Genomic DNA, 26153 nt, shown 5'->3' on the forward strand with positions numbered 1-26153 from the left:
GTGATAGCTGCCGTCAACGTCGTTTTGCCGTGGTCAACGTGACCAATCGTACCCACGTTCACGTGCGGCTTGGTACGTTCAAACTTGCCTTTTGCCATGGCTGACTCCTGACCTGGATTGCGCTTCAGACTGAAGAAAAGAACTTGGAAATTTGTGGTGCCCATGGCGCGGATCGAACGCGCGACCTCTCCCTTACCAAGGGAGTGCTCTACCACTGAGCCACATGGGCATTTCAAAATCTTGGAGCGGGTGAAGGGAATCGAACCCTCGTCGTAAGCTTGGAAGGCTTCTGCTCTACCATTGAGCTACACCCGCGGCAAACCCTTTCACCTTCTCTTACCCAAACCCTTCGAAACCAAGGCCTGGGGAAACTTACAACCTTCTTTGCGAAGGCCGCCCAGTTCCCTAGGCCTTACATTGCAAATCCAGGCAAACAGCGCCTGGATTTAGGTATGGGTCTCTGGTGGAGGAGGTTGGATTCGAACCAACGTAGGCGCAAGGCCAACAGATTTACAGTCTGCCCCCTTTAACCACTCGGGCACCCCTCCAGCGGAGAACTTGAGATTATGAACACTTTCAAATCCGCTGTCAAACCATTCGGACGAAATCTTCAAAATTTCTGTTCTGCCAACGCGTTTCCGCGCAGAGGGGGCGAAGCTTACAGGTTTCCGTGAACGGCTGCACGAAAAAGCGCAGAATATTTTTCGGCCGTGTATGCCACGGGGTTGGTTCCGGCGGACGCATCCTCGATAGCCATGCGCCCCACCCGCTCCGCCTGGGCCTCGTCGATGCCGATATCGGCCAGCGTATGCGGGATGCCGACGGCCTCGCGCAGGCCGAGCACCCAGTCCAGGACCGCGGCCGGTCCGGTTTGCGGCAAGCCCAGGTAACGGGCCAAGGCCTCCAACCGCGGCGCCACCGCCTGCTGGTTCGCCTTCAACACATACGGCATGAGGATCGCATTGAGCATCCCGTGATGCGCGTCGTAAAGCGCGCCTAGCGGATGCGCCAGCGCGTGCATGGCCCCCAGCCCCCGCTGGAATGCGGTGGCTCCCATGCTGGATGCCACCAGCATCTGCTGGCGGGCCTGCACATCGCGGCCATCGGCCACCGCCTGCGGCAGGTATTCCTTGATCAGGCGCATGCCTTCGACGGCCACGCCAGCCGCCATCGGATGAAAGAACGGCGAACAGTAGGCCTCTAGATTGTGGGATAGCGCATCCATGCCGGTGGCCGCGGTGACCCTCGGCGGCAGGCCGACGGTCAGCTCCGGATCCAGAATGACGATGGAAGGCAGCATGCGCGCGTGGAAGATGATGCGCTTTACCTGGGCGGACTCATCGGTGATGACCGAGGCCCGGCCGACTTCGGAGCCCGTGCCGGCGGTCGTCGGCACGGCGACTACCGGGGCCATGCCGGACTCATTCACGCGAAGGTGGTTGTCGCCGATGTCTTCGAAGTCCCACAGGGGCCGCGTCTGGCCCGCCATCAGGGCGATGGCCTTTGCGGCATCCAGCGCGGACCCGCCGCCGAATGCGATCACGCCGTCATGGCGGCCCTTGCGATAAGCCATCACCCCGTCGTCGACGTTGCGACCCGTGGGATTGCCCTTGATTTCATGAAACGTGCCGCAGTCCAGGCCGGCCTCGCGGCAAGCAAGCACCGCATCGCCCACCATTGGCAGGGAAGCCAGAGCAGGATCCGTGACCAGCAAGGGGCGCGCCATGCCAAGTTGGCGGCACCAATCGGGCAGCTCCCTGACGCGGCCGGGGCCGACCTTGATGGCGGTGGGGTAGTTCCAGTTGACTGAAGGCACGGTCATGGTTTGCTTCCCGAATTCGTCGTTTCAGATATTGCGCAGATGAAAGGACTTGGCTTGCGTGAGCGGCTCGTACCCGACGGCCGACAACGATACGCCCCGCCCCGAGTTCTTGACCCCCGTCCAGGCAAGCGCCGGGTCGAGGTAATCGCAGCGGTTCATAAAGAAGGTTCCAGTTCGGACTTGCCTGCCGATATGCAGCGCGGCCTCCTCGTCCTGCGTGAACGCCGCGGCGGTAAGGCCATACGGGCTGTCGTTCATCAGCGCGATGGCTTCCTCGTCGGTGTCGACCGGCATGATTCCAACCACCGGGCCAAAGCACTCGTCGCTCATGACGCGCATGCGGTGGTCGACTTGCGTCAACACGGCCGGCGCCACATAAAGCGAGCTTTCACTCGCTTCTGTGAAATGTGAAGGATCAATCATGTTCTTGGCGCCGGCCGACACCGCCTGGGCAATGACACCCCGTATCTCGGCGGCGGCGCTCGCGCGCACGACCGGACCCAATGTGGTGTCCGCGTTCAGCGGGTTCCCCAGCACATAGCCTTGAGTCAAGGCGGTCGCGCGTTCGACGAATTCCTCGTACCGCTTGCGCGCCACATAGATGCGCTGGATACCACAGCAAGACTGGCCAGAATTGAAGAACGCACCGTCCACCAGCGTCTCCACGGCATGACCGATCCGGGCGTCGGCTCTGACGTAAGCGGGATCGTTGCCGCCCAATTCAAGGCCCACGCCGATGAAACGCCCGGCGGCGCTTTCCTCGATGACTCGACCACCCCGCACCGAGCCGGTGAACGACACATAACCGATCTCGGGCGCTCGGATGAGCCGCTGCACGGTGTCATGGCTGGCATGCAGATACTGGAACACGCCTTTCGGCGCGCCAGCTTCGCGAAACGCGCGGTCCATCAGTTCCGCGCACAAAGGAGTCTGGTTCGAATGCTTGAGGATGACGGCATTGCCCGCCATCAGGGCGGGCACGACGCTGTTCACAGCGGTCAGCAAGGGGTAGTTCCACGGCGCGATGGTCAGGGCTACGCCAATCGGCTCGCGGCTTATGAAACGCGTGAAGCCCGCCTGCGCGGCCACGGACACAGGCGCGAGCGCTTCGCCCGCGATTGCGATCATGTGGCGCGCTCGCGCCTCGAAGCCGGCCACTTCTCCCGGCGTGTAGCGCAGGGGCCGACCCATCTGGATCGTGATGGCGCGCGCGATCTCGTCCTTGGCGGCCACGAAACGGTCGACGGCCTCCGATACGATGCGCCCCCGTTCGACGACGCCCAGGCCGTGCCAGGCTACCTGAGCGCTCTGCGCGTTGGCCAGCGCTTGCGAGACTTGCGCTTCGCTGGCGTAAGCGCGGCGAACGACCTCGCGGCCGTCGATGGGACTGATGGTGGTAAATTCCTGGGTCATGGCGGCCTGAGCAAGCGGATTGGATGGGATTCAGATGATCTCGAAGTAGCGCGCCAGCTCCCAGTCGGTCACGTGGCGGCGGAATTGCCGTTCTTCCCATTCGCGCGTCGCCACATAATGTTCCACGAAAGCGTCGCCGAACAGGAGGCGGGCAGCCTCGGATTCCCGCAGCCGCTGCGCGGCCTCCCATAGGGTCGTGGGCAGGCGCAAATGCGCGGGAAACTGCTGGGTGTAGGCGTTGCCCTGCACCATCGGTTCGGGCTTCAGGCCCTGCTCGATTCCATACAGGCCGGAAGCCAAGGCGGCGGACAGCGCAAGATAGGGGTTGGCGTCGGCGGAGCCGATGCGCACTTCGACGCGCTGCGACTTGTCGCTACCCGGAATCAGGCGCAACGCCGTGGTGCGGTTCTCCATGCCCCAGGTGGCGTCCAGCGGCGCCCAATATCCCGGCACCAGGCGCGAATAGCTGTTGATGGTCTGGGCATACAGCACCATGAATTCGGACAGATAGCGCTGTACGCCGGCCATGAACGATGCCTGCAGGCCGCTCATCCCGTGAGGTTGCGACGCATCGTGGAAGGCCGATCGGCCCGTTTCGCGGTCCCGCAGCGACAAATGGATATGGCCGCTTTGCCCGGGATGGTCGTGCGACCACTTGGCCATGAATGTTGCCATCAGGCCGTTCTGCTGCGCGAGCGCCTTGGCGAAGGTCTTGAAGAGAAATGCCTTGTCGCCCGCGGCATCCGCCAGATCCACGGCTATCGCCGCCTCCAGGACGCCTGGCCCGGTCTCGGTATGCAGGCTCTCGATGGGCATGTCCATGCGTTCGCACATGTCCAGGAGCTTGCGGTAGAAGTCGCCTTCGACCGTGCTGCGCAGCATCGAATATCCGAAATTTCCCGGCGTCCAGTTCTCCATGTTGCGATAGTGCTTCGCGCGCACCGAATGTGGCGTCTCGCGAAACATGAAGAACTCGTACTCCAGCGCGGCGTAGACGTCATAGCCCATGCCGGCGGCGCGATCTATCGTCCGGTGCAGCAGACGGCGCGGACAGATGGCGCCCGCATCGCCTTCGAATTCCGCCAGGAACAGCAGCATGTCTTCCCCGCCCGGCCCTTGTTCCAGCGGCAACCGGCGGCCGCTCTGCGGCACGATCCTGAGCTTGGCGTCGGGGTATGCGGTGTGCCAGCCGGTGTACTTGGTGTTGTCGTAGAGCTGGTCGTCGAGGTCCCAGCCGAACACGACATCGCAGAACGCCAGCCCCGAGCGCAGGGCGCCGAGGAATTTGTCGCGCCGCAGATACTTGCCCAACATGACGCCGTCCACATCGGACAGGCCCACCTTGATATGCGAGAGCGGGCTGGCTTGCACCAGACGCTCCGCGTCTTCCACCGTTGCTACCCCTAGTGCATGCATGCTCGTTCACCTTGTGACTGAAGCGTTGCGTTGAACTGCGGGCAGGCGGCGCGCGATTCAAGTCATGGCCGCCCCCAGCACCCGCATCGCCTGGCGATGCAACTGCGGCGTGGCGGCCGCGACCACGCGGCCCTGCGATTCGAGGCTGAGCGGCTGCCCCGACCAGTCAGTAATGATCCCGCCCGCGCCTTCGACCACGGGCATCAGCGCCAGATAGTCGTACGGCTGCAGCCCGGCCTCGACGACGAGATCCACATGGCCGCTGGCCAGCAGCCCATAGCTATAGCAGTCCCCGCCGTAGCGGCGCATGCGGACCGCGCGGGTCAGGGCGTCGAACGCGGCCAGTTCCGCGCCTTCGAAGATATCGGGGGACGTGGCATACAGGATGGCCTGGCGCAATTCGGCACAGGCACTGACGTGGCATGCTTCCCCGCCGAGCCGCGAGGGGGAGTCCGCGGCGCCGAGCCAGCGCTCATCCAGCATGGGGATATCGATCACGCCCAGCACCGGCTTGCCCCGATGCAGCAGCGCCAGCAAGGTGCCCCACAGCGGATTGCCGGAGATGAACGCGCGAGTACCGTCGATGGGATCCAGCGACCAGACGAACTCGGCCTCGGCATGAGAGGCGCCGAACTCTTCGCCGAAGATGCCGTGATCGGGGTAGTGCGAGGCGATGGCCCCGCGCAAGGCCGACTCGACCTCCCGGTCCGCCTGTGTAACGGGGCTGGCGTCCGCCTTGGTGTCCACCGCGAGCGGATGCCGGAACCATTTGCGCGACAGGGGCCGCACGCGGTCCGCCATCGTCTGCGCGAACGAGGAAAACGCAGCCAGTTGCTGTCTGGTCAAGGCCGAAGAAGTTTGCATGGATGCACTCCCGGGATTTTTCCAGTCTAGACACCTTGCCGCGAATTTACAAACATAGCCGGAACCGCGGTCCAGGCCGGGCCCTACGGCCGCGGGCGGTAGCGGGGAGCGTCGCGCCCCCGCTTTCTCCGTCAATCCAGCGAGACGCCGGCGATCTTCACCATCTCCGCCCAATACGCCGTGTCCTGCTGCAGGCGGGCCTTGAATTCGGCCGGGGGACTGCCCACCGGACGACTGCCGCCGCTGTTGATCTTGGCGATCACGGCGGGCGACTTCATCGCCTGGTCCACGGCCTGCGCCAGATAAGCGATGCGGTCGGCAGGCGTGCCCGCGGGCGCGAACAGTCCATACCAGTCATCCGACGTGATGCCTTCCATGCCAGCCTGCTGCAGCGTCGGAGCCTCCTTGAAGATGCCCACGCCGCCGCCATGACTCATCGCAAGAATGCGCAGCTTGCCGGCGGTCACCATGGGTTCGGCCGACGCGGGCGAGGTGATCAGCATGTCGACGGTGCCCCCCATCAGATCGGTGATGGCCGGCGCGGCGCCGCGGTAGGGCACATGCACAAGCTTGACCCCCGTCTTCTGCGACACGAGCGCGCCCGTCAGATGGCTCATGGTGCCGTTGCCGGGAGTCGCGAAGGTGATGGTGCCCGGCTGCTTGCGCGCCGCCGCCAGATAGTCGTCCAGGGTCTTGTAGGGGCTTTCGGCGCGCGACACCAGCACCAGCGGCGCGGACGTGATCTGCGAGATCGGCGCGAAGTCCTTCAAGGGGTCGAAGCCCACATTCTTGTAAAGACGCGGATTGACGGCCATGACGCTGGTCTGGGACATCACGAGGGTGTAGCCATCGGGTTTGGCGCGCGACACCTGCGCCGTGCCTACGTTGCCGCCCGCGCCCGAGCGATTTTCCACCACGACGCTCTGACCCGTGATGGCGCTGAGCTCCTGTGCGATCAGGCGCGCCGCGCCATCATTGCCGCCCCCGGGCGGAAACGGCGACACCACGGTAATGGCCTGCTTGGGATAGTCTTGCAATGGCGCGAGCGCCTGCGCGTGGGCGGCGCCCCCCCACAGCAGGCCGGCCATCGCCACGGCAGCGGTCCTGCAAGCATTCAATGCATGTTGCTTCATCTGGATTTCCCCTTGTGTCGGCAGCCGGATACTCGGCCGTCCATTCATTCCGGTTCGCCATGAACCGTCCGCACCCCGCCGGCAAATGCCGCCGGGGCGTATTGATCAGGTTGAAGCGTGTGTTGCGCCGCGGGCCAGCCGCAGCGGCATCGTCAGTGCCCGGGGAACCGGTACGCCGCGCGTTCCCGGTCGTCGATCTGCTTGGTCAGGTTGGTCTCCCAGGCCAGATATTGGCGCGCCGCGGCCTTGTTGCCGTCATGGCGGTCGTGCACGAAGAACAGGTAATCGATGCACTCGCCATCGGCCGGGTCGGCGGGCGTGGATTCGAGCGCAATGCCGTGCGCCGACCAGCTTTCCGGCGTGCCGGTATTCGCCTTGATGTCCGTGATCCCCAATGCCCGCAGGTCGCCGGCGGCCCAGGCTGCCAACGTGGCGTCTTCGGCAAGCAGGACGACGGGACGCGCGGCGTCCAGCGTCAGGCGGTCCAGGCGCGGGCGTATGGACCAGCGCGCGCCGGCTATGTGCTTGGCGCGATAGCGCATGCTGGGGCGGATGTCGATGGCTTGTGCGCCCTGGGCCAGCGTGTCCGCCAGCGCGGCATCCGACAGCAGGGTCAGGGCCGGCGCTTGCGCAGCTGGCACTTCGTGGGCCAGCGCCGCAAGCACCCCCTCTTGCAAGACGCAGGCGTCCCATCCCATTTGTCTGAGCCAACTGGCGACGACCGGTGCCCGCACGCCTTCGGCGTCGAATACGACAATGCGCGCGCCGCGCACGGCCAGGTATTGGTCGGTTGCCTGCACGAGCTGGCCGCCCGGCGTGTGCTGCGCCCCGGGCAAGGACCCTTGCTCGAACTCTTCGGCGCTGCGGACATCGCAAAGGAAAGTGCTGCGCGCCGTGTCGCGCAGCCAGGCCTGTACCTGGCTGGCGTCGGCCATGGGCACGCCATGGCGTTCGGCCAACCGGGCGGAGCGCCGCGCCAGCTCGGGTATGTCCGCCGACGCAATGTCGTCACCGTAGCGGCGGCGAGCGCCGTGCTCCAGTTGCAGGTCTTCCAGATACCATCCCTGCGTGCCGTTCTCGAGCGCGTAGACGGGGTTGGGGACGCCCAGGTTGATCAACGTCTGTGCGCCGATGATGCTGCGCGTACGGCCCGCGCAATTCACCACGATCGTGGTGTCGGGACTGCTGGCCAGCGTGTGGGCGCGCAGCGCCAGTTCACCGTTGGGGCAGCATACGCCGCCTGGAATGCTCATCTTCTGGTATTCCGCGTAGGGCCTGCCGTCCAGGACGATCAGGTCATCCCCGCGCCGCTGGCGCTCGGCCAATTCGCGGGCGCCAATGCGCGGGGTGTGGAACACTTCCTCGGCCAGTTCGCCGAACGTCTTGCTAGGCACGTTCACACCCGCGAAGACGGCGTAGCCCGCCTGCTGCCATTGCGCAATGCCGCCCGTCAGACGATGCACCTGGCCGTAGCCCAACGCGCTCAGCGCGCCCGCCGCACGCGCCGCCGTGCCGTCGACACCGCCGTTGTCGTAGACCACCACCCGCACGCCGCGGCGCGGCGCCAGGCGCGCGATGTCCAGCTCCAGCCTGCTGTAGGGAACGGGTGCGGCGTAGAACAGGTGCGACTCGCCATATTGGCCATGCTCGCGTACATCCAGAAGCGCGATCTCACTGCCGTCGTGCAGCCATTGCTTGAGCGTATGCGCATCGACGTCGGTGTAGGGGTGTTGGGTGTTGGGGTGCGTCATGAGATTCGAAGGGAACGGAGAGGTTGGGCGAGCGCGGACAGTCCGGACTCGAGGTCGGCAATGAGATCCTCGGGATCTTCCAGGCCCACGTGCAGGCGCAGCATCGGGCCGCGCCGCACGCTGTCCGGCAGGGAGCGCGACGTGAGGCAGACCGGGATCACCAGGCTTTCGAAGCCGCCCCACGATGCGCCGATGCCAAAGAGCCGCAGGCTGTCGATCAGGCGTTCGGCATCGGACTCGGTATAGGCATCGGCCAACTCGACCGTCAGCAAGCCGTTCGCGCCGCTGCAGTCACGCAGCCAGATCGCGTGAGACGGATCGCCGGGCAATGCGGGGCAAAGCACGCGGGACACTTCGGGACGCGCCAGCAGCCAGTGGGCAAGCTGCAGGGCGCTACGGGCATGCTGCGCCATGCGCAGCGGCAGCGAACGCATGCCTCGCAGCACCAGGAAGGCATCGTCGGCGCCGACCGTCTGACCGAAATCGATCGTGGCGCGCTCCAGCGGACGCCAGGCGCGTTCATTGGAGACGACCGCCCCCATCATCACATCGGCATGCCCGCTGAGGTATTTGGTTGCCGCCAGGATGGAGATATCGGCCCCGAGCGCGAGCGGGTTGTGTACCAATCCGGACGCCCAGGTGTTATCCACAGCCAGCCAGCAATCGTGTTCGCGCGCGACTGTGGATAACTTGGGGAGGTCCGGCATCTCATAGGTCATCGATCCCGGAGACTCGGCGTAGATCATCCGCGTGTTGGGCCGGATCAAGGCCTCAATGCCGGTGCCGTCGGGCGGGTAGTACGTATGCTCGATACCCAATCGGACCAGATGTTCCGCGCAGAACCGGCGCACCGGCTCGTAGACGGCATCGGTAAGCAGCACATGGTCGCCCGCGCGCAAGTAGGCGAGCAGGACGGTGGCTATGGCGGCCTGCCCCGTTGGGTACAGCTTGGCGCGAAAGCCCTGCTCCAGCTCGATGAGCGCATCTTCCAGCGCATGCGTGCTGTCGGTGCCGCGGGCGCCGTAGGACGGCAGCCGCTCATGCTCGCGGCGCGCCCGCGTGTCGCGCCAGGCCTCCACGCTTTCATAGACATAGGTGCTGGCGCGCGTAACCGGGGTGTTGACCCAGCCTTTATGAGGGCGCCCTGCACGCAGCAGGCGCGTCGCGGACCGATAGGGCTTGTTCATGATCAGCGGCGCGTCTGTACGCCAATGGGCATGACCTTGCACGTGCCGGTCTCCAGGTCGAAACCCAGACGCTCGTTCAGTGTTTCCAGCGCGCGCCCGTACATATGCAGGTGGCGGATGACGCTGTCGCCCTGGATCTCGACGGCATGGATGTCGTCCGGCATCAGCGCGATGCCGGCGCCGGGGCCCACCACGACGGTGCCGGTCTTTTCCAGCTTGCCCACGCCGGGCACGGAGCCGTCATCGGTACGGTCGTAGACATAGTTGTATTCCACGCCCTCGACGGCGGCGATACAGGCCCAGGTGGTGTGATTGTGCGGCACGATCTTTTTGCCCGGACGCATCACGTTCAGGTAGAGCGCATAGCTTTTGTCTGCGTCTTCGGCGATGAGGTAACGCGCCTGGCGCTCTTCCCCCTCCGGCGCCGGATAGCGGTCGGCGGCCCACCATGCGGTGTTGCCGGCCAAGGCCACGAGTTCATCCAGAACCGTTTGGAGGCTGTCGCGGTTCAGGCCCTTATTTCCTACAGTTTTTTTAATATTTCCAACCGCGCTGTCGATGCCGGCCTGTTGGGGATGTGCTGTGCTCATTCTGTGTTTCCCTCGTGATTCATGAGTTATTGCACTTACTTTATCGCCCGGGCCCTACGCCAACAATTTAAATTGGCTTAACATTCCATTAGCATTACTAATATTTTGGGTATTCCCTTAGCCGCTTTCCTCGGCCTTTATTGAGTGTCTGGCATGCGTAATCTGGATCTGGACCTGCTCCGCACGCTGACGGCGATCGCCCAGCATGAAACGTTTTCCGAGGCCGCCAACCGCTTGCACAAGACGCAGTCGGCCATCACCCAGCAGATGCAGCGGCTGGAATCCATGATTGGCCTGCCCCTGTTCGAGAAACAGGGGCGTAACAAGCTGCTGTCGTCGCATGGGCGGCGACTGGTCGAGTACGCGCGCCATATGCTGGCCATCAACGATGAAGCGCTTCGCGCCTTGCAGGACGGGCAACTGGAGGGGGATCTTCGGCTAGGCGCCCCGCTGGACGTGGCAGACACCATACTGCCCACCCTGCTCACCCACATCGCGCGCTCTGCCCCGCGCGTGAAACTGGAAATTCGCGTGGACCGCAGCCCCTTCCTGATGGATGCGCTGCGCGCCGGGGAAATCGACCTGACCATTTCCACCCGCTTCGACCAAGACTTCGAAGGCGTCGCGCTACGCACTTCGCCCACGGTGTGGTTGGCGTCGGCCGACTATGTGCATGACATGCATGCGCCGGTCCCGCTGGTGCTGGCCGATGACCCCAGCATCTTCCGCCGCCTGGCGCTCAACGCACTGGAGCAGGCGCGCGTACGCTGGCACACCAACTACGTGGCGCCCAATCTGGTGGGGATAAAGGCCGCGTTGCGGGCCGGTCTGGGTGTGACGGCCCGCAGCGTGGAGCTGCTGGGACCGGAAATGCGCGTGCTTGGAGAAAAGGAAGGGCTGCCGCCGCTTCCGGACGTGACGTACTTCCTGTGGATAAGGCGCGACCTGATCAATCCGCTGACGCGGCAGGTCTACGACATGCTCAGGACCAACCTAGGGCTGGCACAGCAAGGCGACGCGACGGCATAGCCGTCACGGCAGGCTTTCAATAGCGGTCGAAGATCTGCTGCAGCGCGGTGGGATCGCGCGTGACGGACAATGCCAGCATCAGCAGGATCCGCGCCTTCTGCGGATTCAGGTCGCGCGCGGCCACAAAGCCCAGGCCGGCATCGTCCAGTTCGACATCCCGTGCGACAAACCCGCTGCCGGTACGGCTGGAGCGCACCACGGCCACGCCATCGTCGGCCGCGCGGCGCAACCCCTCGATGGCCAGGTCCGTGGCATTGCCGTCGCCCACGCCAGCCAGCACGATGCCGTCGGCGGTGCTGGCCAGGAAATCGATCAGGTCCGCTTGCAGATTGGCGTAGGCATAGACGATGTCGACGCGCGGCCAGCCGGCCTTTTCCAGCAATGCGAGTGAAAACTCGCTTTGAGCGGTGTGCGTGGTGGTGTTGCGGGAGTAGAAGCATGGCGCGCCGCCATGCATGACGCCGGCGCGGCCACGGTTGGGCGAAGCGAAGGCGCACAGACCCGCGCTGGCAATCTTCTGGATCTCGCGCGCGTAATGCACGTCCTCGTTCATGACGACCAAGGGACCGCGCCCACGCGCATCCGGGTGGCTCGCGAGCGCTACCGCGTTGTACAGATTGGCGGGACCCTCGGCGCCCAGCGCGGTGGCGGGACGCATGGCGCCCACCAGCACGACGGGCTTGTCGTGACGGATCACGAGGCTCAGAAAATACGCCGTTTCTTCAAGCGTATCCGTCCCGTGCGTGATCACGATGCCGGCCACCGACGCGTCCTGGCAGAGCATGTCGACACGGATAGCAAGCGCGTGCCATACGTCGTGCGTCATGTTCTGGCTGCCAACATTTGCGACCTGCTCGGCGCGGATCTCGGCGATGCCCGTCAATTGCGGCACCGCCGCAAGCAGGTCGTTCACGGAAAATGAACCCGCCTTGTAGCCTGCGGCCGTGGCGTCGGACTGGGCGCCCGCGATCGTGCCGCCCGTGGCAAGCACCGCGACAACGGGCAGGCCGCGTTCAGGCATCCACGACTCCGGACAGTCCTTGGCGCTCCAGCAGGGAATTCAGGTGTTCCCAGCCGTGGAAGTCGATCACGATCTGGCCTTTTTCCTTGGCGCCGACCTTCAGCGCCACACGCGTGCCCAGATGGTCGGACAGGGCCTCTTCAAGTCGGGTGAGGTCGCGCGAGACACCGTTGGCCTTCTTGCGGGGCGACGCGGCGGACTCGGCTTCTTTGGCGGTCTTGGCGACAAGTTTCTCGGCCTCGCGTACCGACAGGCGGCGCGCGATGATCTGATTGGCCAACTGGATCTGCGTTGCGGCATCCACGGCCAGCAGCGCTCGTGCGTGGCCCATGTCGACATCGCCGGCCAGCAGCATGGTCTGCACCGGTGCGGCCAGATTCAAGAGGCGCAGCAGGTTGCTGGTGGCCGACCGCGAGCGGCCGATGGCCTGCGCGGCCTGTTCGTGCGTCAGGCCGAACTCATCGAGCAGGCGGCGCACGCCGTGCGCTTCTTCCAGCGGATTCAGGTCTTCGCGCTGGATGTTTTCAATCAGCGCCATGACAGCCGCGTTTTCGTCGGCCACTTCACGCACCAGTACCGGCACTTCCTTCAGGCCGGCCAACTGGGCGGCGCGAAAACGCCGTTCGCCCGCGATGATCTCGTAGTGGCCTGGTGTGGCGTCGCCAAGCGCGCGCACAAGAATCGGCTGCATGATGCCTTGCGTGCGTATCGATTCGGCCAGTTCGCCCAAGGCGCCCTCGTCCATGCGCGTGCGCGGCTGGTACTTGCCTGCGCGCATCTTCGAGATGGGCAAGGTGGATGGCGGACCCTCGGGCTTGGCCGCGGCCTTGCCTATGTTGTCGATGACAGGCGCGTCCGCGCCCAGCAAGGCGTCCAGTCCGCGACCCAATCCCTTGGGTTTCTTGGTGGCCATAGTTAAATCCTCTTTCCTTCTGTTTTTGTATCCCGAGCCAGGCTCAGGCGTCCGTCTGCTCGGCGGGCAGACGGTACCAATACGCGTAACAGTCTTTGAAACCGTAGCGGCCATACAAAGCACGCGCGGCGGTGTTTTCCGGCTCGACCTGCAAATAGGCCGTCTTGGCTCCGCCGGCGGCACCTTCGGCCAATAGGTGTTCCACCAGGACGGCGGCGTAGCCTTTGCGCCGCTGTCCCGGGTCGGTGACGATATCGAACAAGCCAAGCAGGTCGTCGTCGCGAACGGCCAGGCCCGCGGCAACGCACTGCCCTGCCGCGTCAATGGCAAGCACCGGCTGGATATCCACAGCCAGTCCCAGCAGACGCGCCTGGTGTTCACCGATGTGCCCGGCCGACGAACCGCGCATGGCCCCGACCGCCGCCGCGAAGCGTCCGGCATCGACATTCTTGAAATGCAGATCGCCCCTGGCGCAGGTCCGGGGGGCGAGCGGCGTGCTCATGACTCGGGTCTCACCGGTGAAGGTATAACCGCGGGACTCCAGCTCGGCGTCGAGCGAAAAATCGGGGCCGATGGAGGTAATGCGCAACACCATGGGCAAGCCATGGCGCGCATACAACGATGAACAATACGCCAGGCGCTCGTCCAAAGGACGTGTGGATAACCCCAGCACATTTACACTGCGCACGCGCCTGGCAGGCGACGGCGCGAAGCGCACCAGCCAGCCATCATAAAGCACCTGCGCGTTGACCGCCGTAGCGTTCAGCGCGGCCTCTTCGAGGCGCGCGCGCAGGGCGTCGCGCGCCTCGGCCTGCGGCGTGCTGCTAGCGTGCGTTTGTGTCGGGGAAAAGAGCGCGGTGACGGACATGAGTTACGGCTTACTTCAAGTCCTTTCTGACGCGCTCTATCATTTCAGCGCCGAACGAGATATACGCCTGGGCGCCGCGTGACGCGCGGTCATACACGACACCCGGCATACCGTAACTGGGTGCTTCCGCAAGGCGCACATTGCGCGGCACCACCGTCTTGAAGACCTTGTCGCCAAAGTGAGATTCGAGCTGCGCGGACACTTGCTGTTGCAGCGTCATACGCGGGTCGAACATCACGCGCAGCAATCCGATGACGCGCAGGTCGTCGTTGATGTTGCGATGGACGCGCTTGATGGTGTTGACCAGATCGGAAAGCCCTTCCAGCGCGAAATACTCGCACTGCATCGGGATGATCACACCGTGGGCCGCGGCAAGGCCGTTAAGCGTCAGCAGCGACAACGTGGGCGGACAATCGATCAGCACGAAGTCGTATTGGCTGGCGATGGTGTCGAGCGCGGTCTTCAGTTGGCGTTCGCGCTGATCCATCTGCACCAGGTCGATCTCGGCGCCTGACAGCTCGCGGTTGGCGGGCAACACATCGTAGCCGCCCGACTCCGATTTCACGCGCGCCTGTTCGATCGACGATTCGCCAATCAGCACCTGGTACAGATTCGACTCCAGCGAGTTCTTGTCGATACCGCTGCCCATCGTGGCGTTGCCCTGCGGGTCCAGGTCCACCAGCAACACGCGTTGGTTATGCGTGGCAAGGCCTGCCGCCAGATTGATGGCGGTTGTCGTCTTGCCTACTCCACCCTTCTGGTTGGCGATGCAGAACACGCGAGCGGATGTGCTGGGGGGTATGTTATTCATAGGGTTCCTTGACTGCGGCGCATCCAGATCAGACAGCGTTCTGCTTGCAGCTCCGGCACGTGGAGCGGCTGAATATGGTCGACTTCCCATTCCCCGCGCGCATGCAGCGCCTGAATTTCTTCTTCGGGGACCTTGCCCTTCATGGCGACGAGGGTACCATTCTTGGCTACGTGGCGACCCGCGAGTTGCGCAAAATCATCTAATGATGCAAAGGCTCGCGACGTGACAATGTTGCACTCGGCTAAATCCAGCGTTTCGATGCGAGCATGCCGCGCGTGAAGATTGGGCAAGGTCAAGGCACCGCTCATCTGTCGCACGAATGCGGTTTTCTTTTCGACGGCGTCGATACAAGTCACCGACCAGAGGGGCCGCATGATCGCCAGGACGACCCCAGGAAGGCCCCCACCCGATCCCACGTCGTAGACCTTGGCCGCCGTATCGGGCGCAGCCAGCGCGTCGCTGAAGGGCTTCACGGCAGCCATGCTGTCGAACAGATGCTGGACCAGCATCTGCTGAGGATCCCGTATGGCGGTCAGGTTGTAGGTGCGATTCCAGCGCTGCATCTGCGCCAGATAATTGAGCAGCTTGGCCATCGATGCATCGTCGGCGTGCAGGCCCAGTTGCTCGCATGCGCGAGTGAGTCGGCCGGCCATGTCCGCGCCGGCCTGATTGGCGGGTGCGCTCATGCCGCTTGTTTGCGCGAGCCGTAATGCAGGCGCTTCAGGTGGATAAGCAGCAACGAAATTGCAGCGGGGGTGACACCGGAAATCCGCGCCGCCTGACCGACGGTCTCGGGACGGTGCGTCTTGAGCTTCTGGCGCACTTCAAAAGAGAGGCTCGTCACGGCGTCGTAGTCGACATCCGCCGGAATGGCCTGCTGTTCGTGGGCGATTTGCTTTTGCACCTCGTCCTGCTGACGCGCGATGTAACCGGCGTACTTGACCTGTATTTCGACCTGTTCGGCCAAGACCTCGTCCGCCGTCACGCCTGGACCGGCAAGCAGCGAACCATCCGCATTGCGGGTAGTCATCAGAGCTTCATATGAAACATTGGGGCGTTTCAGCAGATCTGCTAGTGAGTACTCACGTTCAATTGCTTTGCCCAACAACGGTTCCGCGACTTCCTGCGGCAGCAGGCGTGGATTCACCCATGACGTTTTCAGGCGCTCAACTTCGGCGGCGACGGCGTCGCGTTTACGATTGAAGGCGTCCCAGCGCGCGTTGTCCACGATGCCAAGTTGCCGGCCGATCTCGGTCAACCGCAGATCGGCGTTGTCTTCCCGCAGGCTCAGACGATATTCCGCGCGCGACGTGAACATGCGATAGGGTTCCGTCACGCCACGCGTAGCCAAGTCGTCCACCAAAACACCCAGGTAGGCTTCGTCGCGCCGAGGAGTCCAGGGTTCGCGTCCCAGGGATTGCAGCGCGGCATTGACACCGGCCAGCAGCCCTTGGGCTGCGGCTTCCTCGTAGCCCGTGGTGCCATTGATCTGACCGGCGAAGAACAGGCCGTTGATGGCCTTGGTCTCCAGCGTGCTTTTCAATCCACGTGGATCAAAGTAGTCGTATTCGATGGCATAGCCGGGGCGCATGATGTGCGCGTTCTCCAAACCCGGCAGGGAATGGATCAGGTCCAACTGAACGTCGAATGGCAGGCTCGTCGATACGCCATTCGGGTAGACCTCGTGCGTGTCCAGCCCTTCGGGTTCCAGGAAGACCTGGTGCGATTCCTTGTCGGCGAAGCGATGGATCTTGTCTTCGATGGAGGGGCAGTAACGCGGGCCGACGCCTTCGATGACGCCGCTGTACATCGGCGAACGATCCAGGCCACCACGGATGATGTCGTGCGTACGGGCGTTCGTGTGGGTAATCCAGCACGGAAGCTGGCGCGGGTGCATGCCGGCGTTGCCCATGTAAGAAAACACCGGAATCGGATCCAGATCGCCGGGCTGTTCTTCCAGGATGCTGTAGTTGATCGTGCGGCCGTCGATGCGCGGGGGGGTGCCCGTCTTAAGGCGCCCTTGCGGAAGCTGCAGTTCCTTCAGGCGCTGTCCCAGGGATATCGAAGGGGGATCGCCGGCACGGCCGCCGGAATAGTTTTGCAGACCCACGTGAATCAGGCCATTGAGGAAGGTGCCTGCCGTCAACACCACGGTCTTGGCCCGGAACTTCAAACCAACCTGTGTCACAGCACCGACCACCCGGTCGCCCTCCACCGTCAGATCCTCGACGGCCTGCTGAAACAGCCAAAGATTAGGCTGATTTTCCAGACGGCCGCGGATCGCCTGTCGATAAAGCACACGGTCTGCCTGCGCGCGAGTCGCACGCACAGCGGGCCCCTTCGAGCCATTCAGAATGCGGAACTGTATCCCCGCTTCGTCCGTCGCCAAGGCCATCGCGCCACCCAGGGCATCGACCTCTTTAACAAGGTGGCCCTTGCCAATTCCGCCGATGGACGGATTGCAAGACATTTGGCCTAGGGTCTCGATGTTGTGCGTCAGCAGCAGCGTCCGGGCGCCTGCACGGGCTGCGGCCAACGCCGCCTCGGTGCCGGCGTGGCCGCCACCAACGACGATGACATCGAATTCGCGGGGATAGTCCATGATTGGGGGGAAGTAGAAGAGAGCGTTCGGTGCTCATTATAGAGGCAGGGATTGCATGTTTCACGTGAAACATGTTCCGTTGCGGCATCTAGGTCAAAGATCGAATTCCCTTGTTGAGATTTGACCGTGCCACCGGCGGCTGGGGGTCCAATATGTCGGCATCTGCCGCTGTTTCGGGGTTCATGTTTCACGTGGAACATGGTTATTGTTGACCGGACCAAAGACGGCGAAGGGGGATGTTTCACGTGGAACATTACGCGTAACGTTCGTTGGCGAGACGTGCGCAGGTAGTCGGGTGCGGGTGCGGGTGCGGGTGCGGGTGCGGGTGCGGGTGCGGGTGCGGGTGCGGGTGCGGTTATCGGTGTGCCGCTGTCGTGACGGCATACTCCGGCGCCTCTTGGGCGCCGCTAGCCGTCGTGGGTACGCACGATTCCCAACGAACGCCCGGATGGCTCAAGCCATCAAGCGATTCCAAGGCTGTGTCATTGCTGGGCTAATGGCCAATACAGCTTCAGAAAATGCCCTCTACCCTCGCGCCGCACATGTTTCACGTGGAACAACGCAACTTCCGATTGTCAATTTTTTCCTCACGGAGGTCCTTCTAGGGGCACATGTTTCACGTGAAACGTCACATGAGCATCGCCAACCCACCGAGTTCGCTACTAACAATTCGCCTACGGCCTGTTCGCCCAAGTGTGGAAACCTTAGGCATCGCACTGGACGACGACAAATACCGTGCGGCGTACACTCAGCACGCCCGCAACGCGCAGCCCGTCCACAGACGCTACGTTTGCCTGGGAGAAACGGCCTCACTCCAAAAGACTTCACCCCCGAACATACAGCCTGACCAGGGCGGGTCATCCCAGCCGATTCTTCTATCGTCCATAGGAGAAGGCCTCGGCGGGCGACAACGGAGGCGGCATGTTTCACGTGGAACATCATCCTCGGTGAATGAGAAATTGTGCGTTCACGGAAACGGCTTTGCGACGTTTCACGTGAAACACACCACAACCAACCTCGCTTCAATGGCTTCGAGCGGAGGGGTAGCGCTATTTCCGCACGGTTCGTCTCGAAAGGCTCTCACTTTCTTCCTTAATCCGACAACAGCCCCATTTTCAGAGAAAGGTAAAAATTGAGAAAAATATCGATTTATTCCACCCTACCCTACCCTATGCCCAAAAAAAGACCTTTTTCTTTCTAGGTGGGGCGAAGAGAGCAAAGGTTGGACCATCACTTTTCGAGATTCACCCCAATCAACTGATTGCGATAAGTACGCGAACAGTACTCCGGTGCGCAAGCGGGCCAAATAACCCCGTCCCAGTATGAGTTCCGCTGCATAGAAAGTGATCAGATGGCCACCACGTCAGCAACCGTTCCGACGTCACTCTCTTTACTGAACACCGGGCTTATCCACAGATTCAGCAGGGATGGCAGTCATAGGGAAAACTGGCGATTTTGGGATAGCGTGTGGAAGTTACGCACACATTTATCAACAGAGACCCACCACCCCACGGATTTGTCAGGTCCGGACGTTTCACGTGGAACAACTCTGGGGATAAGTTAAGCGATCACTGAAGCAGAGCCATGCAACGTAATCCATGCTGCAACACTCGACTTCAAAAGCCCTTAGCGGAACACGCAGAAATGCTGCTCGCCATCCAGCGTGCGTTAGTGGTGAAACGAGATATCCACAACGCTGTGCACCCGGAGTTGAAATCAGGTGTGGGGAGTCCATCGCCTCAAGCCGCGCGAACGGCGCGTTCATGCCGGGGGCCACTGATCCCGGGGGAACTCCATATCCGTGACTGAGTCAAACCGCCCACGAAAAGGGCTGGGACATTATCCACAGTGTTGTTCCGTCAACTGACCGCACTGTCGCTCGCCAGATCTGAATAAGCGGTTTGCTTGACCCAACAATTATCTTCCTCGGACTGCCGCCGACGCGCCATCATCCATATGGCCGAGGAAGGCGCCGTATTGGTAAACCCTGTGGAAAAGTGGTGGGCGGGTGGCGGGTACGCCATGGGCGTAAAACAACTGACAGCCGGCCGCTACGTCCATCAGCGCTCCCGCGATTGGACAAATGCCGCGACCCGAAAGATGGATCTTGGCCGTCTATCCCCATTTCTATCCACAGGCACAGTCCCCTTATTTTGACTACTCAAGGGTGTAATTCTGTGCATAACCGGGGTGGGGATATCTTTGTGAACAACAACGCCCAACGCGCCTTGAAGCAGCCTGAAAATCACCGTAAGCATCTGCCGCCCGCTTAGGAAGAGCGCGTAGGAAAAGCGCCAAAACAGGCGCTTTTAGCTAGTTTTCCCTGGGAAAAGCGATCTTTCTACTAAAACCGGACAGGTATATCCAATATCGCCGGGCACGACTGGATCATTAAGAAAGGGAGTTTGGATAAGCAGGAAAACTGTGCAAAACTCGCCATCGACGGGGACATATGCTTCATTATTGCGCATCAAAATCCACGGCCTTGGAAATAATTGTCCACAGACTTATCCAAGGCTGGAGAGTGTGTTAGTAAGCACTAACTTTCATCTCGCACCAGCTGAAAATAATGGCGGCCCAAACGACACAACGCCCCAGACCCGAAGGTCTTGGGGCGTTGTAGCCAGGTCTAACCTGGCTGACGGGAAATTGGGATTTCCCGATTTAGAGCGGGCGAATTTCGGCCGCTTGAGGTCCTTTCGGACCATCTTTAACTTCGAATTCGACTTCCTGGCCTTCGTTCAGGCTGCGATAGCCGCGGCCCTGGATGGCGGAAAAGTGTGCGAAAACATCGGTGCCACCAACATCCGGCGTAATGAAACCGAAACCCTTGTCAGCGTTGAACCACTTAACTTTGCCCTTCTGAGCCATTTTTTCTAGCGTCCTGTAATTAACTCGAGATGCAATGAATCAAGGACGCCGTGCGAACTGAACGATCGGTGCAAAACCTATGTTCCCGCTTGCCGCCAGTGCGGCAGACCGGGTCTGCGCGCTGCTTGAATCACCTGCGGAATCAGCATACTCATCCGGCATTACAGACTCATATAGTTGTTTACCCCAATGTCGTATTTTTCAGACTGGAATCGCAATACCGCTAGGCGGAATTCCCCTGCCGGCGCGCCAGAAAGCCGTAGATGGGACCAGTGACGATCACCACGAAAACCATGCGCGTGACGTGGAACGCGGTCACTACCGGAACGCCCAGCTGAAGCACTTTCGCGGTGATTGCCATCTCCGCGATCCCGCCTGGCGTCGTCCCCAGAATCAAGGTGGGAATGGGCGCCGCCGACCACCAGGACAGAACTGCCCCTACCCCAAACGCCAGCGTCAATGCCAGGACCGTGAACCCCGCCACGGCGGCAATGAAGCGCGGCGCCGAATGGAAGAAATCCGGCCGGTAGCGATCGCCTAGCGACCAGCCGATCAAGAGCTGGCCAATCTTTGGAACGTAGTCGGGCAAGGCGGATAGCTCAATGCTGGACGCCGTCAGGACCATGGCGACAAGCATGGGTCCGAGCACCCACGGGTTCGGCAGGCGCAGCCTCATGAAGGCCATGCCGCCGACGCAGGTCAGCGCAATCAGCGCAGCCAGTCCCAAGCCATGCACGTCCTTTGGACCCGGCACCGTGGGATCCAGCCCGGCCACGCCCCACCATTGAAAGATGAACGGGACGGTCACCACCACCAGCAGCACCCGCACACTGTGCGCCGTCGCCACGCGATCGATGCGCGCCCCATGGCGTTCCGCCAGGCTGGCCATCTCGCTTGCACCGCCGATCGCGGAAGAGAACCACGCCGTCTTGAAGTCGACATCGGTGTACCGGCGCAGGATCGCGGTTCCCATGAACGCCAGCGCGACCGCGAAGAACATGCCAACAAGAATCGGGCCGGCGTTGCTGCCGATATGGCCGATCACCTGCGGCGTGAAATACAGACCCAGCGACGTGCCGATCACCCACTGCCCGCCATTGCGCGCGGGCCTTGGACACGCCGTGCCCAGCCCGCCGATCCGCGTGGCGGCGGTCAGAAGCAGCGCCCCCAGCATCCAGGGCAAGGGCATGTTCACCCACACCGCCAGCAACGCGCCAATCAGCGCAATCCCGAAACCGCCCGCCACCCGCACCAGCATGTTCTGAACCACAATCCCGTCCGTGTTGGAACCACATGAAAAACGAATTATGAGTTAGTGGGATACTTACGAGAACTTTCCTTGCCCATCAGCGTTCACCTTCGCATCCAACATGATCCGATCCAAACTCCCCGACGTCGGCACCACCATCTTCACCGTGATGAGCCGCCTGGCCATCGAGCACAAGGCCATCAACCTGGGACAGGGCTTTCCAGACTTTGATCCGGATCCCGCACTGTGCGCGCTGGTGACCAAGGCCATGGCCGAAGGCCACAACCAGTATCCGTACATGCCAGGCGTCGCGCCGCTGCGCGAAGCCATCGCCGCCAAGACGCGCGAACTCTACGGCCACGCCTACGACCCCGAGACCGAAATCACGGTCACCAGCGGCGCCACCGAGGCGCTGATGGCCACGGTATTGGCCGCGGTCGGCGGCGGCGATGAAGTCGTCGTCATCGAACCCTGCTACGACTCTTATCTGCCCGCGATACGCCTGGCGGGTGGCACGGCTGTGCCAGTGCCGCTGCGCGCCCCCACCGAGGCTGATCCCTACTACCGCATCGACTGGCAGCGGGTACGCGACGCCATCACGTCCAAGACGCGCCTTCTGATGCTGAATTTCCCGCACAATCCGACTGGCGCCGTACTGGAAGAAAGCGACCTGGACGCGCTGGAGGCGATTGTCCGCGACACCGGCGTGCTACTCGTGTCCGATGAAGTCTATGAACACATCGTGTTCGACGGCAAGCCGCACGCCAGCGTGGCGCGCCGCCCGCTGCTGGCCGAACACGCGTTCGTGATCTCGTCGTTCGGAAAAACCTATCACACCACGGGCTGGAAGATCGGCTACTGCTGCGCCCCGCGCCACCTGAGCGCCGAGCTACGCAAGGTTCACCAATTCATGGTGTTCACGGTTCCTTCGCCGATGCAGTTTGCGTTGGCTGAATTCATGCGTGATCCCAAACCTTATCAGGATCTGCCGGCCTTCTACCAAGCCAAGCGCGACCGTCTTTCGCAAGGCCTGGCCAAAACACGTTTCCGCCCCCTTCCAAGCCCGGGCACGTTCTTCCTGCTGGCCGACTACAGCCACATATCAAAGCAGAACGAAGCCGATTTCGCGCGGGATCTGACCGTCAAGCATGGGGTGACGGTCATTCCTGTATCAGCGTTCTATCGGCAGCCCGATGCGCCGGAGTCGAATCATCGCATCGTGCGTTTCTGCTTCGCCAAGAAGGACGCAACGCTGGATGCCGCACTTGAAAGACTGAGCCAGGTTTGATGTTGTACAAAAGCGAGTAATCACTCGTATAAAGAAAATTCGTGCCCAAAGGCGGCGCATGAAAAGAGGGGCGCCAGACGGCGCCCCTTGAAGTTTCCGGCGTTGATTCAACATCTGGCCCGCTGCCGCTTTGGCGTCATGGCCAGCACGACATCAAACCGGTCCAGCGGCAACCTTTTTGGCTGCGCGAATCCGGCGCATGATCTGCGGCAGGATCACGACCGCGGCCGCTCCCGACCACAACGCGATCGACACCGGGCTGGCGAACAGCACGCGCACATCGCCATCGGTCATCGACAGCGCCCGGCGCAGGTTCTGCTCCATCATATTTCCCAGCACCACGCCCAGCACCAGCGGCGCCATCGGTACGCCCAACTTGCGCAGGAAATAGCCGATCGTTCCTATGCCGGCGACCAGCAACAGGTCGAATGTGCCCGCATTGATGGCATACACGCCGATGTAGCTGATGCACAGAATTCCCGGCACCATCAACCAGCCCGGCACCGACAACACTTTGGAAAAGAACCGCACCAGCGGCACGTTCATGACGAACAGCAGAACGTTGGCCACGAACAGCGATGCAATCAGGCCCCACACCAGTTCGGGCTTGGTTTCAAAGAGCACCGGGCCCGGCGTGATGTTGTAGAGCGTCAGCGCGCCCATCATCACCGCGGTGGTGCCTGAACCCGGCACGCCCAGCGTCAGCATCGGCACAAAAGAGCCGATCGCCGAAGCGGTTGCCGCCGCTTCCGGCGCGACCAGGCCGCGCATGTCGCCCTTTCCGAATTTGGCTTCGGGATCCTTGGCTTCGATGATGCGTTTTTCCTGCGAGTACGCCACGGCCGCGGCCACGCTGGCGCCGGCTCCGGGCAGCACGCCCACGCCGAAGCCCACCAGCGCGCTGCGCACGACGCTCCACCAGGTGAACGCCATCTCTTTCAGGTTGAACAGCTTGCGGCCACTGGGCTTGACCTCGACGCTGTGGCCCCCCATCACCTTCTCGAGCATTTCCAGCATCTCGCTGACCGCGAACAACGCGATCACCACCACGACGAAATCGATGCCGTCAGCCAGATGGACGGACTCGAAGGTGTAGCGATACACGCCCGAGTTCGCATCCACGCCGACCACGGATATCGACAGACCGATCATCGCCGCCAGCACGCCCTTCACGGGCTGTTTGCCCAGCAGGCTGGTGAGGCAGCAGAACGCGAATATCATCAGCACGAAATACTCGGCGGGACCAAAGGCCAACGCCCATTTCGCCAGCATCGGCGCCAGCAGAATGATGCCCACGACCGAGACAATCGCGCCGAAGAACGCCGACCAAGCCGACAACGACAGCGCCACGTTGGCGAGCCCCTGGCGGGCCAGCGGATAGCCGTCCAACGTGGTCATGATGGCGCTGGCCTCGCCGGGCACGTTCAGCAGGATGGCCGTGATGCGGCCGCCGTACTCCGCTCCCACGTACACGGCCGCCAGCAGGATCAAGGCGGTTTCGGGTGGCAGGTTCATGGCGAAGGCAATCGGTATCAGCATGGCCACGCCGTTGACCGGCCCCAGCCCAGGCAGCACCCCCACCATCGTCCCGATGAACGAACCGATCGCCGCCACCAGGATGTTCGTGAACGAAAAGGCGACGCCAAAGCCAATCGACAGATGATCAAGAATGCCGCTCATATCAGGTTCTCCAGCATTCCGCCCGGCAGGACCACGTCCAGCACCTTGTCGAAAAGCACGAAAAAGAAAAGGCTCATGACGACGCCACCGATGGCGCATTTGACCCAGCCACCCCCGAACAGGCGGCCCACAAAGACCGTCATCAGGGAAGTGGCGATGACAAAGCCCAGCCACTGGAACAAGAAGGCATACGCCGCCGCGAACGCAACCATCAGCGCGATGCGCGCGTTGGCGCCCGGCGGATTGGCTTCGACAGCATGGCCGCCCTTGTAGACCAGCCACAGCCCGCACAAGCCGATGATCAGCGCCAGCAGCAGCGGGAAGGCGCGCGGGCCAACGGGTTCATAGGCGAACGGGGCTTCGATTCCCCATCCGGCCACCGTCATGAAGGCGGATAACGCCAGGGCCGCAATGCCCAAGATTCGATCGTTCATGATCCACTTTTCCGTTGTAGTCGCGCCGTGCGGCGCAGCGATCCCTGTCCGCCGCCGGCACGGCCGGCGGCGGACAGGCCCAGGTGGGCGAGAGATCGAGAGGGACAGCCTTGAGGCTTACTTCTTCACCAGGCCGAACGAGTCTGCCAGTTCGCCGTACTGCTTGACCTGGTTTTTCACGTAGGCGTCGAGTTCGGGGCCCGTCTTGTTGAACGGGAACAGACCCTGTTGCTGACGCAATTTTTCGAACTCGGGCGCGGAGGTGGCCTTGTTGAAGGCGTCGACCCAGAACTGATAGTCGCTATCGGACACCTTGGGACCCACGTAGAAGCCGCGGATGATGGGCCATACGATGTCGTAGCCTTGTTCCTTCGCGGTGGGCACCGACCCCAGCTTGCCCGGCAGGCGCTGGTCGTTGAACACGGCCAGCACGCGGATGGGCGCACCGCCTTCCAGCATCGTGAATGCTTCCGCCGCATCGCCCATGTAGGCCTGGATATGCCCGCCGCGCAGCGCGGTCACGGCCTCGCCGCCGCCTTCGAACGCCACGAACCGCATTTTCTTGAAGTCCACGCCCGCAGCCTTGGCGGTCAGCGCAGCCTTCATCCAGTCCTGGCTGCCCACGGTGCCGCCGGCGCCAAGCACGATCTTGGTGGGATCCTGCTTGAAGGCGTCCATCAGGCTCTTCAAATCGGTATACGGGGAATCGTTGCGCACGACGGCCACGCCGTAGTCCGTACCGATGGCGGCCAGCCAGCGCACGTCGTTGACGTTGTACTTGCCGAATTTGCCCTGGGCGAGGTTGAGCAGTGAGCCACCCGAAAACGCGACGATCGTGCCCGGTTCGTTGGGATGCTGGGCGACGATGTTGTTGTAGGCGACGGCGCCGATGCCGCCGGGCATGTAGACGATGCGCATGGCGTTCTTGAGCGCGCCGCTCTGCTTCAGGCCTTCGGTGGCCAGGCGGCAGGTCAGGTCGAATCCACCACCCGGCTGTGCCGGCGCGATGCATTCCGGACGGCGGGGCTCCTCGGCGGCGTGGGCCGCGCCCAGGGACAGGGTAATCGCGCCAAGCGCCGCGACAGCGGCCAGGCGCAGCTTCAGACTCGTCTGCATTTTTGCGTCTCCAGGATTTATAGGTCTAGGTATGGCTGGAAGCGCCCTCAGGGCAATCCGTGCGCGTCGGCGGCTCCAGTGGACGCAACCGTACA

Annotated in this window: 22 protein-coding genes and 3 tRNA genes; 2 read left to right on the top strand and 23 right to left on the bottom strand. The window is 62.6% G+C overall.

Features of this window, described 5'->3' with window-relative positions:
* From ASE30_RS19600 to ASE30_RS19655, 12 genes are all read right to left on the bottom strand, one after another.
* Positions 1 to 98: GTP-binding protein (locus tag ASE30_RS19600; RefSeq protein ID WP_033453371.1), on the bottom strand; the 98-nt coding region annotated here is incomplete at its 3' end.
* A gap of 56 nt (positions 99 to 154) precedes the next feature.
* Positions 155 to 229 (bottom strand) — tRNA-Thr (locus tag ASE30_RS19605).
* Positions 230 to 241: 12 nt separating this feature from the next.
* Positions 242 to 315 (bottom strand) — tRNA-Gly (locus tag ASE30_RS19610).
* Between the two features lie 146 nt (positions 316 to 461).
* A tRNA-Tyr gene (locus tag ASE30_RS19615) sits at positions 462 to 548 on the bottom strand.
* A gap of 110 nt (positions 549 to 658) precedes the next feature.
* A complete protein-coding gene (locus ASE30_RS19620; protein ID WP_057285959.1) occupies positions 659 to 1822 on the bottom strand; it encodes an iron-containing alcohol dehydrogenase in 1164 nt (387 codons plus the stop codon).
* 24 nt (positions 1823 to 1846) lie between these two features.
* Positions 1847 to 3235: an aldehyde dehydrogenase family protein gene (locus tag ASE30_RS19625; protein WP_057285960.1), complete on the bottom strand. Its 1389-nt coding sequence runs from the start codon at positions 3233 to 3235 to the stop codon at positions 1847 to 1849.
* A 30-nt stretch (positions 3236 to 3265) separates the two neighbouring features.
* A complete protein-coding gene (locus ASE30_RS19630) occupies positions 3266 to 4651 on the bottom strand; it encodes a glutamine synthetase family protein (protein WP_057285961.1) in 1386 nt (461 codons plus the stop codon).
* 57 nt (positions 4652 to 4708) lie between these two features.
* The gene (gene hisN, locus ASE30_RS19635) at positions 4709 to 5515 is read right to left on the bottom strand and encodes a histidinol-phosphatase (RefSeq protein WP_057285962.1); all 807 of its coding nucleotides are present in this window, start codon (positions 5513 to 5515) and stop codon (positions 4709 to 4711) included.
* A gap of 131 nt (positions 5516 to 5646) precedes the next feature.
* Positions 5647 to 6648: a tripartite tricarboxylate transporter substrate binding protein gene (locus tag ASE30_RS19640; RefSeq protein ID WP_057285963.1), complete on the bottom strand. Its 1002-nt coding sequence runs from the start codon at positions 6646 to 6648 to the stop codon at positions 5647 to 5649.
* Positions 6649 to 6800: 152 nt separating this feature from the next.
* Positions 6801 to 8399, bottom strand: a complete 1599-nt coding sequence (locus ASE30_RS19645) for a rhodanese-like domain-containing protein (RefSeq protein WP_057285964.1) — start codon at positions 8397 to 8399, stop codon at positions 6801 to 6803.
* The gene (metC, locus tag ASE30_RS19650; RefSeq protein WP_057285965.1) at positions 8396 to 9586 is read right to left on the bottom strand and encodes a cystathionine beta-lyase; all 1191 of its coding nucleotides are present in this window, start codon (positions 9584 to 9586) and stop codon (positions 8396 to 8398) included. Before metC ends, ASE30_RS19645 begins: the two co-directional genes overlap by 4 nt.
* Before the next feature lie 2 nt (positions 9587 to 9588).
* Positions 9589 to 10176: a cysteine dioxygenase family protein gene (locus tag ASE30_RS19655; protein ID WP_057285966.1), complete on the bottom strand. Its 588-nt coding sequence runs from the start codon at positions 10174 to 10176 to the stop codon at positions 9589 to 9591.
* A 153-nt stretch (positions 10177 to 10329) separates the two neighbouring features.
* On the opposite strand from ASE30_RS19655, the gene ASE30_RS19660 reads away from it, so the two are divergent.
* Complete coding sequence (locus ASE30_RS19660) at positions 10330 to 11205, top strand: LysR substrate-binding domain-containing protein (RefSeq protein WP_057285967.1); 876 nt, start codon at positions 10330 to 10332, stop codon at positions 11203 to 11205.
* Between the two features lie 16 nt (positions 11206 to 11221).
* On the opposite strand, the gene ASE30_RS19665 is transcribed toward ASE30_RS19660, so the two are convergent.
* The 8 genes from ASE30_RS19665 to ASE30_RS19700 all read right to left on the bottom strand — a co-directional run bounded on the left by ASE30_RS19665 (position 11222) and on the right by ASE30_RS19700 (position 21549).
* A complete protein-coding gene (locus tag ASE30_RS19665) occupies positions 11222 to 12226 on the bottom strand; it encodes an asparaginase (protein WP_057285968.1) in 1005 nt (334 codons plus the stop codon).
* Complete coding sequence (locus ASE30_RS19670; RefSeq protein WP_057285969.1) at positions 12219 to 13139, bottom strand: ParB/RepB/Spo0J family partition protein; 921 nt, start codon at positions 13137 to 13139, stop codon at positions 12219 to 12221. Before ASE30_RS19670 ends, ASE30_RS19665 begins: the two co-directional genes overlap by 8 nt.
* Before the next feature lie 43 nt (positions 13140 to 13182).
* On the bottom strand, positions 13183 to 14007 hold the full coding sequence (locus ASE30_RS19675) for an N-acetyltransferase (protein ID WP_082601653.1): 825 nt from the start codon (positions 14005 to 14007) through the stop codon (positions 13183 to 13185).
* A gap of 10 nt (positions 14008 to 14017) precedes the next feature.
* Positions 14018 to 14818: a ParA family protein gene (locus ASE30_RS19680; RefSeq protein WP_057285970.1), complete on the bottom strand. Its 801-nt coding sequence runs from the start codon at positions 14816 to 14818 to the stop codon at positions 14018 to 14020.
* Positions 14815 to 15504, bottom strand: coding sequence for a 16S rRNA (guanine(527)-N(7))-methyltransferase RsmG (gene rsmG, locus ASE30_RS19685; protein WP_057285971.1), 690 nt, complete (start codon positions 15502 to 15504; stop codon positions 14815 to 14817). The genes ASE30_RS19680 and rsmG overlap by 4 nt, the downstream gene beginning before the upstream one ends.
* Positions 15501 to 17420, bottom strand: coding sequence for a tRNA uridine-5-carboxymethylaminomethyl(34) synthesis enzyme MnmG (gene mnmG / locus ASE30_RS19690; protein ID WP_057285972.1), 1920 nt, complete (start codon positions 17418 to 17420; stop codon positions 15501 to 15503). Before mnmG ends, rsmG begins: the two co-directional genes overlap by 4 nt.
* A 2664-nt stretch (positions 17421 to 20084) precedes the next feature.
* Positions 20085 to 20291: a cold-shock protein gene (locus tag ASE30_RS19695; protein ID WP_008157480.1), complete on the bottom strand. Its 207-nt coding sequence runs from the start codon at positions 20289 to 20291 to the stop codon at positions 20085 to 20087.
* Positions 20292 to 20514: 223 nt separating this feature from the next.
* Positions 20515 to 21549 carry an AbrB family transcriptional regulator gene (locus ASE30_RS19700; RefSeq protein ID WP_057285973.1) on the bottom strand — a complete coding sequence of 345 codons (1035 nt, stop codon included), beginning with the start codon at positions 21547 to 21549 and terminating at the stop codon, positions 20515 to 20517.
* A 112-nt stretch (positions 21550 to 21661) separates the two neighbouring features.
* Here ASE30_RS19700 and ASE30_RS19705 point away from each other — a divergent pair, with 112 nt between their 5' ends.
* Complete coding sequence (locus ASE30_RS19705) at positions 21662 to 22828, top strand: pyridoxal phosphate-dependent aminotransferase (protein WP_057285974.1); 1167 nt, start codon at positions 21662 to 21664, stop codon at positions 22826 to 22828.
* 153 nt (positions 22829 to 22981) lie between these two features.
* Here the strand turns inward: ASE30_RS19705 and ASE30_RS19710 are convergent, their stop codons facing one another.
* From ASE30_RS19710 to ASE30_RS19720, 3 genes are all read right to left on the bottom strand, one after another.
* Positions 22982 to 24508: a tripartite tricarboxylate transporter permease gene (locus ASE30_RS19710; protein ID WP_057285975.1), complete on the bottom strand. Its 1527-nt coding sequence runs from the start codon at positions 24506 to 24508 to the stop codon at positions 22982 to 22984.
* The gene (locus ASE30_RS19715; RefSeq protein ID WP_057285976.1) at positions 24505 to 24942 is read right to left on the bottom strand and encodes a tripartite tricarboxylate transporter TctB family protein; all 438 of its coding nucleotides are present in this window, start codon (positions 24940 to 24942) and stop codon (positions 24505 to 24507) included. Before ASE30_RS19715 ends, ASE30_RS19710 begins: the two co-directional genes overlap by 4 nt.
* A gap of 117 nt (positions 24943 to 25059) precedes the next feature.
* Positions 25060 to 26058, bottom strand: a complete 999-nt coding sequence (locus tag ASE30_RS19720) for a tripartite tricarboxylate transporter substrate binding protein (RefSeq protein WP_057285977.1) — start codon at positions 26056 to 26058, stop codon at positions 25060 to 25062.
* Between the last annotated feature and the right edge of the window lie 95 nt (positions 26059 to 26153).

Origin of the sequence: Achromobacter sp. Root83 (genome assembly GCF_001428845.1) — a bacterium.
GTDB lineage: Bacteria > Pseudomonadota > Gammaproteobacteria > Burkholderiales > Burkholderiaceae_B > Achromobacter.

Bases quoted from the DNA above. Each gene is read 5' to 3' on its own strand.
- ASE30_RS19670 (WP_057285969.1), bottom strand. From the start codon at position 13,139: ATGGCCACCAAGAAACCCAAGGGATTGGGTCGCGGACTGGACGCCTTG.
- ASE30_RS19655 (WP_057285966.1), bottom strand. From the start codon at position 10,176: ATGAGCACAGCACATCCCCAACAGGCCGGCATCGACAGCGCGGTTGGA.
- ASE30_RS19720 (WP_057285977.1), bottom strand. From the start codon at position 26,058: ATGCAGACGAGTCTGAAGCTGCGCCTGGCCGCTGTCGCGGCGCTTGGC.
- ASE30_RS19640 (WP_057285963.1), bottom strand. From the start codon at position 6,648: ATGAAGCAACATGCATTGAATGCTTGCAGGACCGCTGCCGTGGCGATG.
- mnmG (WP_057285972.1), bottom strand. From the start codon at position 17,420: ATGGACTATCCCCGCGAATTCGATGTCATCGTCGTTGGTGGCGGCCAC.
- ASE30_RS19665 (WP_057285968.1), bottom strand. From the start codon at position 12,226: ATGCCTGAACGCGGCCTGCCCGTTGTCGCGGTGCTTGCCACGGGCGGC.
- ASE30_RS19660 (WP_057285967.1), top strand. From the start codon at position 10,330: ATGCGTAATCTGGATCTGGACCTGCTCCGCACGCTGACGGCGATCGCC.
- ASE30_RS19695 (WP_008157480.1), bottom strand. From the start codon at position 20,291: ATGGCTCAGAAGGGCAAAGTTAAGTGGTTCAACGCTGACAAGGGTTTC.
- ASE30_RS19700 (WP_057285973.1), bottom strand. From the start codon at position 21,549: ATGCTGGTGCGGGTGGCGGGCGGTTTCGGGATTGCGCTGATTGGCGCG.
- ASE30_RS19705 (WP_057285974.1), top strand. From the start codon at position 21,662: ATGATCCGATCCAAACTCCCCGACGTCGGCACCACCATCTTCACCGTG.
- ASE30_RS19680 (WP_057285970.1), bottom strand. From the start codon at position 14,818: ATGAATAACATACCCCCCAGCACATCCGCTCGCGTGTTCTGCATCGCC.
- ASE30_RS19675 (WP_082601653.1), bottom strand. From the start codon at position 14,007: ATGTCCGTCACCGCGCTCTTTTCCCCGACACAAACGCACGCTAGCAGC.
- metC (WP_057285965.1), bottom strand. From the start codon at position 9,586: ATGAACAAGCCCTATCGGTCCGCGACGCGCCTGCTGCGTGCAGGGCGC.
- ASE30_RS19710 (WP_057285975.1), bottom strand. From the start codon at position 24,508: ATGAGCGGCATTCTTGATCATCTGTCGATTGGCTTTGGCGTCGCCTTT.
- rsmG (WP_057285971.1), bottom strand. From the start codon at position 15,504: ATGAGCGCACCCGCCAATCAGGCCGGCGCGGACATGGCCGGCCGACTC.
- ASE30_RS19620 (WP_057285959.1), bottom strand. From the start codon at position 1,822: ATGACCGTGCCTTCAGTCAACTGGAACTACCCCACCGCCATCAAGGTC.
- ASE30_RS19645 (WP_057285964.1), bottom strand. From the start codon at position 8,399: ATGACGCACCCCAACACCCAACACCCCTACACCGACGTCGATGCGCAT.
- ASE30_RS19625 (WP_057285960.1), bottom strand. From the start codon at position 3,235: ATGACCCAGGAATTTACCACCATCAGTCCCATCGACGGCCGCGAGGTC.
- ASE30_RS19715 (WP_057285976.1), bottom strand. From the start codon at position 24,942: ATGAACGATCGAATCTTGGGCATTGCGGCCCTGGCGTTATCCGCCTTC.
- ASE30_RS19630 (WP_057285961.1), bottom strand. From the start codon at position 4,651: ATGCATGCACTAGGGGTAGCAACGGTGGAAGACGCGGAGCGTCTGGTG.
- hisN (WP_057285962.1), bottom strand. From the start codon at position 5,515: ATGCAAACTTCTTCGGCCTTGACCAGACAGCAACTGGCTGCGTTTTCC.